Source organism: Paraburkholderia sp. BL18I3N2 (assembly GCF_003001875.1).
In the GTDB taxonomy this organism is placed as follows: Bacteria; Pseudomonadota; Gammaproteobacteria; order Burkholderiales; family Burkholderiaceae; genus Paraburkholderia; species Paraburkholderia phytofirmans.
On the sequence record NZ_PVNC01000024.1, the window covers coordinates 74013 to 88652 of the forward strand.

General features: G+C 59.4%; 7 protein-coding genes and 1 pseudogene. All 8 read left to right on the forward strand.

Annotated elements, in window-relative coordinates:
- Positions 1 to 226 precede the first annotated feature (226 nt).
- Positions 227 to 538 carry an antibiotic biosynthesis monooxygenase gene (locus tag B0G75_RS35510; protein ID WP_106286386.1) on the forward strand — a complete coding sequence of 104 codons (312 nt, stop codon included), beginning with the start codon at positions 227 to 229 and terminating at the stop codon, positions 536 to 538.
- A gap of 39 nt (positions 539 to 577) precedes the next feature.
- On the forward strand, positions 578 to 2551 hold the full coding sequence (locus tag B0G75_RS35515; protein ID WP_106286385.1) for an alpha/beta fold hydrolase: 1974 nt from the start codon (positions 578 to 580) through the stop codon (positions 2549 to 2551).
- Positions 2535 to 8867 carry a type I polyketide synthase gene (locus tag B0G75_RS35520; RefSeq protein WP_106286384.1) on the forward strand — a complete coding sequence of 2111 codons (6333 nt, stop codon included), beginning with the start codon at positions 2535 to 2537 and terminating at the stop codon, positions 8865 to 8867. The genes B0G75_RS35515 and B0G75_RS35520 overlap by 17 nt, the downstream gene beginning before the upstream one ends.
- On the forward strand, positions 8864 to 10258 hold the full coding sequence (locus B0G75_RS35525) for an aminotransferase class I/II-fold pyridoxal phosphate-dependent enzyme (protein ID WP_106286383.1): 1395 nt from the start codon (positions 8864 to 8866) through the stop codon (positions 10256 to 10258). Before B0G75_RS35520 ends, B0G75_RS35525 begins: the two co-directional genes overlap by 4 nt.
- On the forward strand, positions 10255 to 10965 hold the full coding sequence (locus B0G75_RS35530; protein WP_106286382.1) for a hypothetical protein: 711 nt from the start codon (positions 10255 to 10257) through the stop codon (positions 10963 to 10965). The genes B0G75_RS35525 and B0G75_RS35530 overlap by 4 nt, the downstream gene beginning before the upstream one ends.
- Entirely contained in the window at positions 10962 to 12233 is a 1272-nt protein-coding gene (locus B0G75_RS35535; protein WP_106286381.1) for an NAD(P)/FAD-dependent oxidoreductase, read from the forward strand. Before B0G75_RS35530 ends, B0G75_RS35535 begins: the two co-directional genes overlap by 4 nt.
- 63 nt (positions 12234 to 12296) lie before the next feature.
- The gene (locus B0G75_RS42110) at positions 12297 to 12491 is read left to right on the forward strand and encodes a GNAT family N-acetyltransferase (protein WP_106286380.1); all 195 of its coding nucleotides are present in this window, start codon (positions 12297 to 12299) and stop codon (positions 12489 to 12491) included.
- 704 nt (positions 12492 to 13195) lie between these two features.
- Positions 13196 to 14214, forward strand: a pseudogene (locus B0G75_RS35550) (IS110 family transposase).
- Positions 14215 to 14640 lie beyond the last annotated feature (426 nt).

Genomic DNA, 14640 nt, shown 5'->3' on the forward strand with positions numbered 1-14640 from the left:
TAGCGGCGTTGCGCTATGTACCTCGCATGTCCGGACCTCGCGGCGGCCGGCCTGCACCGACCGTTTGCGAGAGACAAGTCGTCACCGCGTCGCGAAGGTGTTGTCTAGCGGGCATAGTGCGTTAACTGGGCCATGGCGTTATCGGTCCGGTTTTTGGACAAGGAAATGGTGGCAATCGGGCACCGAGAGTTTTGAATATCTTACGCGAATCAAAAAGGAGATCACGATGAGCGCTGACACTCAGGGAGTGGCGAGAGTTGCGATGACGACGGTCGAACCTGGTAGGATTGAATCAGGTACCCTTTTCTGGTTGCAAAGTATCATTCCTGCGATGAAACAGGCGGCGGGATTCCGTCACATCTATGTACTCGGAGATCACAAGACGAATCGGGTAATGACTATAAGTATTTGGGACACCGAAGCGGATGCAGTCGCGTGGGATAATAGCGAAATTCAGAAATCACTTCGTGGTGGCCTCTCCAGTCATGTCAGCGATCTACCAGTCCCCGAAATGTTTCAGATCAAGCTCGAGGCGTGATCTAACAAGAGCGCGACGCTTTGGGTGTATGAGGATCCCATGACTTGTCGTCGCGTAGCGGTGTTGATTCATGGAGAGTGGGTGAACTCTCGTTGTTGGGAACACCTTATAAACACGCTTAAGGCTAGGGGCATTGCCTGCATCACACCTGACTGGCCGTACAAGGACAGTGAAGTCGGGTTACTCCGCACGGAACCCGACCCGCGGCTCGCCACGCTCGGGATAGACGACATTGTCGAGCACTATGCACGGCACGTTCGTGAATGCGATGAGCCTCCTCTTCTGATAGGGCACTCCGTCGGCGGACTTATCGCTCAGATACTGCTGGATCGCGACTTGGGATGTGGCGCAATCGCGCTCTGTCCGATACCGCCCCGCGGTATCCGGTCACTGCGCGGGCTTGTCGTACCCACAGGGACGCGGATCTTTGGGCACCGATTTGCGCGGCTGAGAACCTATCGAATGGACTACGCGGGGTGGCAGAAGGACTTCGTCGCGCAGTTGTCAGCGAACGAACAGCAAGCATCCTTCGAACGATCCGTTATCTCCGAGTCCGGCCGTGTCTTGTCCCGATTGAGCATGTCATATGTAACGGGACTCCCCGACGTATCGCTTCGCGCGCTCGAGCGTGCGCCATTACTACTTGTGGCGGGCTCCGTGGATCGTCTTACCCCAATCGCCATCGTCGAGGCCAATCAGCGGGCCTATAGGGTGCCCGCTGAACTTTGCGTGCTTGAGGGACGTGGCCATTGGGTACTCGCAGAGCAAGATGCGAGCGAGGTCGCTCGACTGATCGAGCGCTTCGCAGTCCCGCTTCGGGACGCGTCGCCACGGCGGCTTGCTCTCCAGCCGCTACCGCGATCTAGACGCCTCCGAGTCGCGATCGTGGGAGCGGGGCCCGCAGGACTGGCGAATGGGGCGGCTCTTGCACAGCGCGGCGTTGAGACTGTAATCTTCGAGCGAGCAACCAATGTCGGCCAGTGCTGGCGAAGCCACTACCATCGGTTGCGTTTGCATACGACGCGAGCGCTGTCCGGGCTTGCGGGATTACCTATTCCACGAGCTTGGGGCCAGTGGGTTGCAGCAAACGACTTTGCTAGATACCTTCAACGTTACGCGCGGCACCACGGGCTCCACATCGTCGCAGAGACGACGGTATCTGGTGTTCATCGAGAAGGAAAGATCTGGCGCGTCGACACCGATCAGGGGTCGTGGCATGCCGATCGAGTCATTTTGGCCACGGGTCTTAACCGCACGCCTTACCTGCCGGAATGGGCGCAGCAGGGTCGCTTTCGCGGCGTCGTAATGCACTCCAGCGAATACCGCGATCCTGCGGCATTTCGCGGACTCGATGTTCTAGTGGTCGGCGCAGGTAACTCGGGCGCCGAAATCGCAGCCGATCTCGCGTTCGGCGGTGCTTCGCGGGTGCGTATTGCTGTGCGCGACCGGTCCAACATTCTCCCGCGCTCGCTTTTTGGAGTGCCCGTCCAGGTCGCGAGCGTGCTTCTTGGAATAATGCCCGCTTCGGGGTTGGACGTTCTGGTCCGTTGTCTGCAGCGAATTTGCTTCGGCGACTTAACCTGGCTAGGACTCCCGCGGCCGTCGCGTGGACTGTTCACGCAGATCACGCGAGATCAGACTGCGCCGGTAGTCGACGTCGGCTTGATCGCGGCGATGGCTGAGGGGCAGGTTGAGGCGGTGGCGGCGGTGACGTCGATCGACGGGGATGTGGTTAAAGTCGCGCACGGCCCCGCAATCGAGCCGGACGTCGTGATCGCAGCAACCGGTTTCCGTCCCGGGCTTTCCGAGCTGCTCGGTCCGGCGCTCGCGCTCGACGAGCGAGGCCTGCCGCGGCTCTCGGCTGCAGCGGAAGCGCTCGACGCACCCGGGCTTTACTTTGCAGGGTATCTAGTTTCTCCCGAAGGCGTCCTGCGGGCCATTGCTCGTCAATCGGAGCAGATCGCTGACGCCATTGCCAACCTCGAGCGGAGCGCCGATGTCGAGAAATCCTGAACCTCTGGCTATCGTCGGTCTGGGCTGCCGTTTTCCGGGCGGTTCAGACGGCCCCGAAGCGTTTTGGCAAATGCTCTGCGATGGAATCGACGCGATCTGCGACGTCCCCACCGATCGTTGGGATATCCGTAAGTTCTATGACCCGGATCCCGCTTCGCCAGGGCGTATGTGCACCCGCCAAGGCGGCTTCCTGCGGGAGTCGATCTGGGACTTCGACGCGGCGTTTTTTGGTATATCGCCACGCGAGGCAGCGGTGATGGATCCGCAACAACGACTCCTACTTGAGACAACTTGGGATGCTTTCGAGCACGCCGGTCTGGCGCTCGAGGAAGCGCAGCGGCGGCGTATGGGTGTCTACGTCGGAGCGTTCTGTTTTGACAACGCACTCCAACAGATGGGTGTACTCAGTCGCGACTCGATCTCCTCCAACTCGGCGGCCAGCGCCTCTATGGTAATGCTGTCCAATCGCATCTCGCACGTCTTCGATCTACAGGGCCCATCCTTCACTGTCGACACCGCGTGTTCGTCGTCGCTCGTCGCCGCGCATCTCGGGTGCCGATCGCTATGGGATGGCGAGTGCGACATCGCCGTGATTGCCGGTGTGAATATCATGTTGAGGCCGGAATCGACGATCATCGAAGCCAAGGGCGGATTCTTAGCTCGCGACGCCCGTTGTCGGGCCTTCGACTCTGCTGCCAGTGGCTACGCGAGGGGCGAAGGTGCCGGGGTGGTGGTCGTGCGACCGCTTTCGGTTGCGCTAGCTGCCGGGGACCGCATCATAGCACTCGTCCGCGGGAGCGGCATAAATCAAGATGGCAGGACCCCGGGCATAACAGTGCCGAACGGCACTGCCCAGGAAAATTTGATCGGCGAGGTCTGCGCTTACGCCGGAATCGATCCAGGAGAAATTGGGTATGTCGAGGCGCACGGGACGGGCACACAGGTTGGCGATCCTATAGAGGCCAACGCAATCGGCCACGCGATTGGCCAGCGTAAACGTGACGAGCCTGTATGGGTTGGATCCGTAAAGACAATTATCGGTCATTTAGAAGCGGGCGCCGGCGTCGCCGGGATGATGAAAGCTGCCCTATGCCTCGCGCATCAGCAGGTCCCGCCTCATTTGCACTTGGTAAACTCAAACGCGAAAATAGATTTTTCCGCGCTCGGCTTACGCGTACCGAACCGACTTGAAAAACTTTCCCCGATTCTTGGCCGATTTGCAGCGATAAACTCATTCGGCTATGGAGGCACCAACGCCCACATGATCCTCGAGCGTGCCCCGGCAATCGAGGCGAAACGGGTGAACTCAGGCGTGGGGCCGTGGCTGCTGCCACTATCGGCGCGCGCCAACGGCGCCCGGGACGAGTTCGCATTGGCTTTAGCTCAGCAAGTCATTAGCAGTCCCGACGTGGATCTAGCGGCTTTCGGCCATGCCCTTGGGGTGAGGCGCCCCCATCACGATCATCGCGTAGTCGTCATTGCACGTAACCGCGATCACTTCGTTGAACAACTTCGTCGGCTCCCCAAGGGTGGTCGCGACCCCGCGCTTCGCGTTGGTCAAGTCGTTGGAAGCGCACGGCTGGTCTGGGTATTCGCAGGAATGGGCGCGCAGTGGTGGGGAATGGGCCGGGGCCTATTCCGCGACTCTTCGGTATTCCGCGAGGCGATTGTAGCCTGTGACGCGGCGTGGCGTCGTACCGGCGGCGTTGACGAACTGCAGGCGATGTTCAATCCTGCTATAGAGTTGTCAGCAACCTTTGGCGATCCGATGCTTGAGCCTCGACATGCGCAGCCCGCCAATCTCGCACTGCAGGTGGGTGTAACGACGGTCCTCCGCTCCCTTGGGATGGAAGCCGACGCAATCGTCGGGCACAGCGTAGGAGAAATCGGCGCTGCGTGGGCGGCGGGAGTATTTACTCTCGATGACGCCTTCACACTGATCTATCACCGCTCGCGTCTACAGCAAGAGCATTTGGGGCGCGGGACGATGTTGTTCATAGCTCTCCAGGCCGCGACGGCGCGTCAAAAGATCCTCGAGCTTGCGCCCGATGTCGAGATTGCCGCTTTTAACGACGAGGAGTCGGTTACGCTAGGCGGCGCCGCGGAGCAACTTCGCCGCATCTCCGCGTGGGCGGACGAGAACTCCGTCAGGGCGCAGATGATACAGGTCGGCGTTGCATACCACACGCGACAGATGGAGCCGATGCACGAGCGGTTCATGGCGGCGCTGAGCGGACTCCGGGCCGCCCCACCGTGCTCGCCCCTTTATTCAACCGTTACCGGCAGGCGGGTTTATGGCGGGGAACTCACCGCGGAGTACTGGTGGCGAAACGTCCGCGAGCCAGTGCTGCTTACTGACGCGCTCGAGCAGTTGCGACGGGACGGCTGCACGGCGTTCCTTGAAGTTGGACCCCATGCGGCATTGACAGGGTCGATCATCCGCAGCGTTCCAGGAGCACACGCGTGGCCGAGCCAGCGGCGCGGCAGCGAAGAGTTACCGACCCTCTTGGCGGGCGTCGGTGACTGCTACTGCGCTGGTGTCGCGCTTGACTGGCGGCAGATGTATCCACACCACGCTCCGGAACTTCGCGCACCTCGCTACCCGTTTCAACGGCAGACCCTGTGGCGCGAGACACCCGAATCCCGAGCTGATCGATTGGTCGAAGAGTTTCACCCGCTACTCCACCAACGGCTGGCGGGGCCGCAGCCAGTCTGGAAGACTACACTGAACGAACGCTTCTTGCCATGGCTGCCCGATCACAAAGTCTTGGGCGTGACGATCTTTCCAGGCGCAGGATATGCGGTAGCGGCGCTCGCAGCCGCGGACCAATGCGAGCGCGGTAATTCGGTCGAGGATCTGACCTTCCACCGCGCGCTCTATCCTCAATCGCAAACGGAGTTGCGGATCGAGCTCGATCCGCGCGACGGTTACATCACGTTGAATGCGCTGGCACCGGAAGAGGACGCGAGGTGGCAGATGCATGCCACCGGGAGACTTCCGGAAGGTCGGTTCGCCGCTGGCACGCCCTTAGACGTAGCAGCCATTCGTGCGCGCTGTGCGGTTGACGTGGACGTCACTGCACTGTACCGCCAGCTTGCAATTCTGGGTCTGCAATACGGCCCGCGTTTCCAGTGCATCCGCTCCATCCGAGCCGGTGTCGACGAGGCTCTTGTTGAGCTTTACTGTGACGATCCCGATAGCGGGCAATATCCGCTACACCCAGCGCTGCTTGATGCCGCGTTTCATGCGGCGCTCGCGATCTCGTCCGGAGAAGCTCCGGTGGGCACATACGTGCCGGTGCACATCCGAGCGGTAAGGCAGCACGCGCCCACCCGCGCGACAATATTCGCCCAAGTGAAGGTGATGCAGCGGCACACTTCAAGCCTCCTGTGCGATATCCGACTTGTCGACAGCGAAGGCGCGGCTGTGGCAGAGGTTGAGGGCGTTAGGTTTCAGCAGCTCGCGACGGAGCAGCAAGACACTGAAACGAGCGCGCCGCTCTACGCCTGGAGTTGGGAGCAAGTCGCCACTCGGGAGTCATCGCCGCCGACGGACGAGCAGTGGCTACTGATCTCAGGGCGCCCCAACCTCGCAGCGAGCCTCAGCGCCGCTGCCCGCGACCTTGCTGGACTCAGTCTCGCCGTGGTGGCAGAGGGAGAGGCCAGTGCACGCCTGTGTGATTCCACCTCATGGACAGGTGTAGTCGACCTCCGCGCTTTTGATCTCGATGTTGCGGGCGACCCCACCGGCGAATTGGCGTGCAACGCGCTCCTTCAGCTCGTACGAGAAGTCGCTTCGTCCGGATTGGCCATGCCGCCGCGACTTGTCATCGTCACCCGAGGTGCTGTCCCGGTTGGCTCTCAATTGGTTGAACCTGCGGCCGGCGCGCTGTGGGCGCTCGGGCGCGTGGCAATGACCGAGCGACCGGAACTTCGCGTCAAGCTCATCGATGTCGACGAGCACAAATTGGATGCCAACCGGTTGCTTGCTGAAACACGCGAAGTTGACGAGGAGGAGGTCGCCCTGCGCGCCGCGACCCGTTATGTCCCGCGCCTCGACCGCTGGCGACCTAAGCCGGCAAAACCCACCACTACTTCGCTCAACATGCCGCTGCGGCTTAAGCTCGGCACGCCCGGTGTGATCGACAGCTTGCACTGGATCCCCGATAGTCGACACCCGCCGGAACAGGGCCAAGTTGAAATCAGGGTTCACTCCGCGTCCCTTAATTTCAAGGACTTGCTGAAAGCACTCAACATGCTTTCAGCAAGTTATGTCGAGAAAACATTCATCGGCAATCACATCGGTATGGAATGCGCTGGCACAGTCGTCGCTGTCGGCGAGGGAGTGGACGATTACAAGCCCGGCGATCAAGTCATCGTGATTGATACTGGAGGCTGTTTCCGCACCTACCGCACTGTTTCGACTTGCTACATGGCGCACAAGCCGGCATCTCTTAGCTTCGCCGCGGCACCCTCACTGATCGCGTATGTTACGCCTTATTACGCGATGCACTATCTCGCCCATGTGCAACAAGGTGAGACCGTGCTAATCCACTCGGCCTCGGGTGGTGTTGGGCAGGCAGGCATACAGATCGCCCGTTCGCTCGGTGCCAAGATAATAGCCACGGCCGGCTCCGACGCCAAGCGGGAGTTCCTGCGCACTCTGGGCGTCGAGCACGTGCTTGATTCTCGCAGTCTAGAGTTCGTGAAAGGTGTCCGTGCTATTACCGGCGGTAGCGGCGTCGACGTAGTCCTCAATTCGCTGTCTGGCGAAGCCGCGCGGCAGAGTCTCGGGCTTTTGGCACCGTATGGCCGCTTCCTTGAGATCGGCAAGAAGGACATCGGCATAGGTAACACACTGGGTCTTGCGGACTTCGAACGCAGTCTGATGTACGTGGCCATCGACACTGATCGAATGGGTCGCGAACGACCGGCCCTGTTCCGTAAACTGATAAACGAGGTCATCGCGATGATCGCCGGTGGCAAGTTCGGCCCTGTTACGACAGAAGGTTTCGCCGCGAGCGAGATACAAGAGGCATTTCGGACAATGGCGCGCGCGCGCCACATCGGGAAAATCAGTATCGACCTTGAGTCGGGTGAGACGCCAGTTTTGTGCGACCACGGTGTCGTTATCGACCCAAACCGGACTTGGTTAGTCACGGGAGGCCTCGGTGGATTCGGCCTGAAGACCGCCGAATGGTTAGTGGAACAAGGTTGTCGGGCGCTGGTGCTCATCGGACGCAGCGGCGCGAGTCGGCCCGAAGCACATGTCGCTATTGAACGCATGCGCGCGGGAGGCGCCGTCGTAGAGGCACTCGCACTCGACATAGCCGATCGGACGGCGGTGGACGCGTTGCTGGCCCGATTTTCTGCGTGCTCTCAGCCATTGCAGGGAATCGTTCACGCGGCGACTATTTTGGATGACGGTCCGATTGAGTCTCTTGACCCAAATCGGCTCGCCGCCGTGATGGGCCCGAAGGCGCGCGGCGCATGGAACCTGCACGAGGCGAGTAAGAGTACCGCAGTCGAGGCGTTTGTAATGTTCTCCTCGATCGCCACGTACATCGGCAACGCTGGCCAAGCGTCTTATATAGCTGCCAATGGGTTCCTCGACGCCCTAGCTTGGCACCGGCGTGCACTTGGTCTCCCGGCACTCACGGTCAACTGGGGGGCGATCGGGGACGTCGGGCTTGTGGCCCGCAGTCAAGCTACCGCTGCCTACCTCGATAGAATTGGCGTCCTTACAATAAATTCCGCCAATTGCGTTGAGGTTCTCGGCACCCTGCTCCGACACGACGCAGTGCAGGTCGGTGTGGCCCAGATGAACTGGGAGCGCTGGGCTGATTCATCCGTCCACGTAGCCAGCTCACCACGCTTCAGCAAAGTCGTTGCAGCTGGCCGGGGCTCAACTGCGGAGCATCCAGCCATTAAGGAGTTGCGTTCGCTGAACAATGAAGAGCGCCTCGCGCGTGTGCAGTCGCGGATCCGTGACCAGTTGGGACGCGTCACGCATCAAGACTGTGAGCTCATTGACGTTAACATGAGCCTAGACAATATGGGAGTTGATTCACTGATGGGGGTTGAGCTAACCCTCAATCTCCGGAGAGAGCTTGGTGTGGATCTATCCATTCTACCCCTAATTATGCGGGAATTGACCGTGTCGACGTTGGCCGGACACGTGCTCGCGTCGCTCTCCGCGGATGGATCACAAGCCATCGTTGGCGCCTCCCCCCCGAGCGATGAGCCAAACTTAAATGTCGACACGATGTCGGAGGCTGAGCTAGACAGATTGCTCGCCGCGGGAGGTGATGCATGACCGATGACCTCGGGAGCCTTTCGATCGACGAGAAACGTCGACGCGTGCGTGAGAAGCTTCGCAAACAGGCCAAGGTCAGTACTCAGCCTACGGCAAACGGATTCGACCTCACTGCCTTGCCTGAGTATGCGCGCCTCACTTACGATTTGGCCGCTACCAGCACGAGCATTGAGCACGCCGAGTCGCGGCGGTTTTCGAGCTGGCTCGACGACATCCAGGCCGACGACGCCTATTCATTTGAGGTCCCCAGGCTCGGAGGTCAGACGCCCGAGGTCGAGGTAGAACGCACGAATGGTCTGCGGCTGCGCCTGCTCAACTGCGGCAGCTACAACTATCTAGGGTACTCGATGCACCCCGCGGTGATCGAAGCGGCGAAGGCGGCCCTAGATCGGTACGGCATCGGCGCGGCAAGCTCGCCCATCCTCAGCGGTACCCTTGCACTCCACCGCGAACTCGAACAGTCCTTGCTTGATTTCTATGGGCTTGTCGACCATGGGGTGTCGATTTTTTCGTCCGGTTACGGCGCCAATATGGGAACTATCCCCGCCTTTATCAAGCAAGGACACTATGTCATTCTCGATCGATCGGCGCACATGTCGATCCAGGAAGGGGCGCAGCTGTCTAAGGCTCGGATCCTCTACTTTCGCCACAACGATCCCGAAAACCTCAACGCGGTACTCACAAGCATCGCCCCAGAGCGTGTAAGAAAGTTGGTCTGCACCGAGGGATTGTTCAGCGCCGATGGAGACTTCGGCCGCCTCCGTGAAATTGTTGCCGTTTGCAAGCGTCATGGCGCAGCAGTTATGGTGGACGAGGCACATTCAATTCTTGTCGCCGGCCAGCGAGGCCGCGGCGTTTGCGAGGCAGAAGAGGTACTCAACGAAGTCGATCTCATCGTCATCACCTTCAGCAAGGGTTTTGGCGGCATTGGCGGGGCGCTGATCGCCCGTCGCGAGTTGGCCCGCTACGTCAACTGGTATGCGAAGGACCGCATGTTCTCCTGTGCACTCGACCCGGCCGTCACGGGCGGAATGATCAAGGTTCTCGAATTGGCCCGTTCGGACGATGGGACCGCGCGGCGCAAGCGCATCCATGAAAATGCGAAGCTACTGCGCGAGCTCCTTTGTCCCTATGTCGATATAGGCGATACCGAGAGTTGGATCGTGCCGGTTTTCTATCGCCACGGCGAATTGACGTTCGTCCTAAACGATTTCCTCCAGCGCCGAGGGCTAGACAGCAGCATCATGCAGTTTCCGGCCGTCCCAAAGGGTGAGGCGCGTGTTCGCCTGTTCGTAACATCGGAGCACACCGGCGAACAACTACGCCGAGTGGCGCGAATTATTCGCGAGGCGGCTGAACACTTCGAATTCACACGCGGGAACGCCCGATGAGCACCAATATCAGCCTTGCCGGTATGAGTCTGACGGCGGAATACGTGATCGACGAACACGTCAATTACATATTCGAAATCGATACGGCGCGAGTTCGCAATTATCTGCCGACCTACCTGTGCTCGAAAGAACCGCGGCACGGCGTCTCATTAATCAACATCGGCTACATGAAGTTCGATGCCACGCAGATCGGCGGACTGGCAGAGACCATCGAACTGACACTCTCTATCGTTGTTGATCCGGACCTGTCGCTGGAGATGGCAGTGCCGCGAATTTCCGTCTATGACATTACAATCGCATCTAATTGCCCGACCTTCCTTGCACATGAGGATCGGCTACAAAGGCTCAATGGAATTTATTTGCCTGGGCTTTCGCGCTCACTCCGCGGCCCTGGTGACCTGGAAGTCTGGGATGAAGACGGAACTATTCTTGAATTCCGAAATCCGAGCCCAAATCCAATCTACAAGTACGAGTACGTTACCGGACAATACGTCTCCGCTCATCCGTCAGGCCTATATCACGGCGTTTTTTCGTGGGAGGGTGTCGGCTGTGAGCAGCAGGTTGAAGGCGACTGCGGCGGCTCGCTTCCGCATCGCTTCTACCATGATCTAGACGTCGGATCGTTCGGCAACTGTTATATGCAGATGTTCCTTCCCGATGCAGGCCAGGCACTTTTCAGTAGCTTCTATCCGCGGAGGCTCCGTTGAGACATGTCTACGATGCTATCGTAATCGGTGCGGGTCCGACCGGCTCGGTTGTCTCGCTGGAGATGGCCCGAGCCGGGCTTAACGTGGTGGTCTTGGAAAAGGGCCATCACCCGCGGCACCGTATCGGAGAGTCGTTTATGCCTCGTGCTCTCCAGATAATCCGCGAACTCGGTCTTGAAGGCGAGCTGCGCAGGCTGCCACACATCCGTAAGTTTGGCGCGGAGTTTCTTCTTGGCCACGAGGTCGAAGGTTTCATCGCTCGCTTCAAGGAGGCTTGGCCAATCGGGGAGCTCGAGGCTTTCAACCTCGAGCGGGCACCATTCGACGAGATGCTGTGCCGCGTCGCCAGAGACGCCGGGGCCGAGATCCGATTCGGGGAATCGGTCGAAAGAATCGATCGTCTTGAAGACGGCGACGTAGTCGTGACAAGCACTGCGGGTGAACTTCGCGGCAAGTGGTTGGTCGACTGCAGCGGTCAGGCGACTGTACTCGGTCGGCATCTAAAGACGCGCAAGATCACCCAAGGTTTGAACCGGGTTGCGTATTTTGCGATCGCTTCAGGCGTTTCGCGGAGGCCCTATCCTGACGACGGCTCGGTAATTGGCGTTATACACGAAGACGGGTGGTTCTGGGTCATACCGCTTGATGCCAAACGCACCAGCGTCGGAGTCGTCCTTGACCGTGACGTTTCTACGAAGATCGGAGTCAGCGCGAATAAGTTGTTGCAATGGGCTATCCAGCGCAGTCCGCAGATGACGGAGCGCTGTCGCAACGCGGTGTTCCCCGAGAAGAACGACGTTATCGCCAATTTCACTTATACCTGTGCGCCCTGGGCTGGATCCGGTTACTTTATGGTCGGGGACGCAGCGACCTTCCTCGATCCGATCTTCTCAACCGGAGTCACGCTGGGAATGGAGAGTGCCCGTCACGCCGCACAACTGATCACTTCTCTGGTCCGCGGGCAAGTGGCGGCCGCAAGTGCGCGTAAGGCGTATATATCGCGTGTCGAAAAGGTCACAGGCATCTTTTTCGGCTTGGTCAATGCGTTCTATGATCACGAATTTCGCGACCTATTCCTTTCTGGTCGCAACCCCCTGAATATACGTCGGGCAATTCTCACGCTACTCGCTGGCCATGCATTTGAGGCACCGCTGTTCCTGCGGTGGCGCCTTTCGTTGCTGTATGTATTAGTTTGGGTGCATCGCTATGTGCCGCTCGTCGAGCGAAAACAGCAACAAGCGCTTTTGGACACGGAATCGAAAACCTAATCGCGCCTCGTCAGCGCGCGAGCCTCCGGACTAGCAACATCCGAGCTTGGGAATGGCGAGTTCATCCATGACCTTCTTGTCCGGCCGAAGTATCGCAACAAGGGCTACGCGACATGTGCCCTACATGCAGCGGAAGCGTGGGCGAGCGCGTTGGGTATGCTACCCATCGACCTTGGACACGACACGGGTGCTCATCGTCTTTACGAGAAAGCTAGATATCAGGCGACGCGTATCCGTATGACGAAGGCGCTTTCTTAGATGCCGTAATAGTAAATGACCCCTCTGCCAACGTCCGCCGTCGAGAAAGTGGATTCGCCTCTACGAGAATACGCATCCGCCGACAGTGAAACCTGACGCTCGCGATCGCAGCGGTCTGGTCCGGACGGCAGAAAAGTAACCTAAAACTGCCTCACTGGCGGCGACACACGAACGTCAACTATGGCCGATCAATTGTCCTCGAGCGGCGTTACCGAGCGTCTGCTCGACTTTGATACCCGCCTGCGCCTCAGCAGGAACCGGCAGGGGTGGACCGCACCGCCGAGGCAGCGTATTTGACCGAAGTATTCGTTATCGCCCGGCACTGGCTGCAGGTCGCGTCCTCGCAGAACGCAGCGAGATCAACGCGAATGCCCTGCACACGAAAGATTCTCCGCACGGAGGTTCGTCGCTACCGCTTACCTACGCGGGCGGCGACGCCGACCGGTCACGCTACGCTTCAATCCGCGAGTCGGATCGCAGGACCTTGCCGCTCGTCAGGTCTCGACGTGTTTCAACGTCTCCGGTATCGGGCGGTGGTCGGGCATTGCGGTCAATCATGTTTGAGCGCCGAAACCCTGCGCAACTATCGGCTCTGTCGAATGAAGGGACTTCCCCGTCCCGAGGCTGCGGCGGAAGCCGCGAATCGGCATCCACGTGCCATGATGAAGTCTCAACCTTCATCAACACCATAGGAGGGGAAGTCCATGTCCATTGTCACCGTCGGAATTGATCTCGCCAAGAACGTCTTTGCGGTTCACGGAGTGGATGAAGCCGGCAAGGCGAAATTAATCAAACCGCGTGTTCCACGCGATCAACTGGTCACGCTGATTGCCCAGTTACCGCCTTGTCTCATTGGCATGGAAGCCTGCTCGGGTGCACATCACTGGGCGCGGATGTTCCAGCAGTACGCCCACACGGTAAAGCTGATGGCACCGAAACTCGTGGCACCGTACCGGACGTCAGGCAAGCGCGGAAAAAACGATGCAGCCGATGCAGCGGCCATCTGCGAAGCGGTCACACGTCCGAGCATGCGTTTTGTGCCACTGAAGGACGAACATCAGCAGGCCACGCTGTGCCTGCATCGAACACGGCAGGGTTTCATCGAGGAGCGCACAGCAATCTACAACCGCATACGAGGCCTACTCTCTGAGTTCGGCGTAGTCCTGCCGCAAAGTCCGGTGCGCTTGCGAAGAGAAATAACGGCCCATCTTGAGGTCTTGCCTGGCTGGGCCAGACGTTGCGTTAACGATCTGCTCGAGCACGCGAGCCTCCTTGAGGACCGGCTGGTCGAATATGACCGGGCGATCGGCGAAATCGCGCGCGAAGACGAGCGCAGCAAACGACTCATGCAGCTGCGCGGCATCGGCCCGACCACGGCGAGCGCACTACTTGCAAGCCTTGGTGCCGGACATGATTTCCGGAACGGTCGCCAGGTGGCCGCGTGGATCGGACTGACGCCGGGACAGCACAGCAGCGGCGGGAAACAGCGACTGGGCAGTATCACGAAGGCAGGCGACGCCTATCTGCGCAGCCTGCTGGTGCTGGGTGCTCGCTCCGTCATCGCCAATCTCGGCGAGAAACAGGATCGGTTCAGCCGGTGGGTGCGCAGCCTGGTGGAGCGCCCTAACGCGCGTCCGTCGCGATCGCGGCGAAGAATGCCAGGATGGCATGGGCGAGCCTGAAATACGGCGATGATTTTAGGTACGAACCGACTGCCGCGTGAACACATCGCAACACAACACCTTCGACGACCAACAACATCCATCATGAGCAAATAGAGATCACTTTGCACTGCCAGCGGTGATGTGAAGCGGGTTGGGCAAGCACGGGGTATATCTGGCTTATCGCGTGGGATTGCATTCCCGAATGTCGAATGAGATCCCCGTGCGCGTCTTTCATCAGGGTCCGGGCAATCATGCCCAACATGACCGTTTGTAGCATCGCAGTCCTTCACCTTTTCACGTCGCAACGGCAATGCAGCACGTCACAACACGTAGGCGCGATTGAGCTTGTGCTCAGCGGGGAAGTCCTTGTAGCGATAAGGATGGCAGGATGAGAAAGTGCCGATATGATAAGGATGACTTAGATGACCAGCGAATAGAATTGCTCTGCAGCAGTCAACTGGATCCCAGCGGGTTTCATCTGCCCC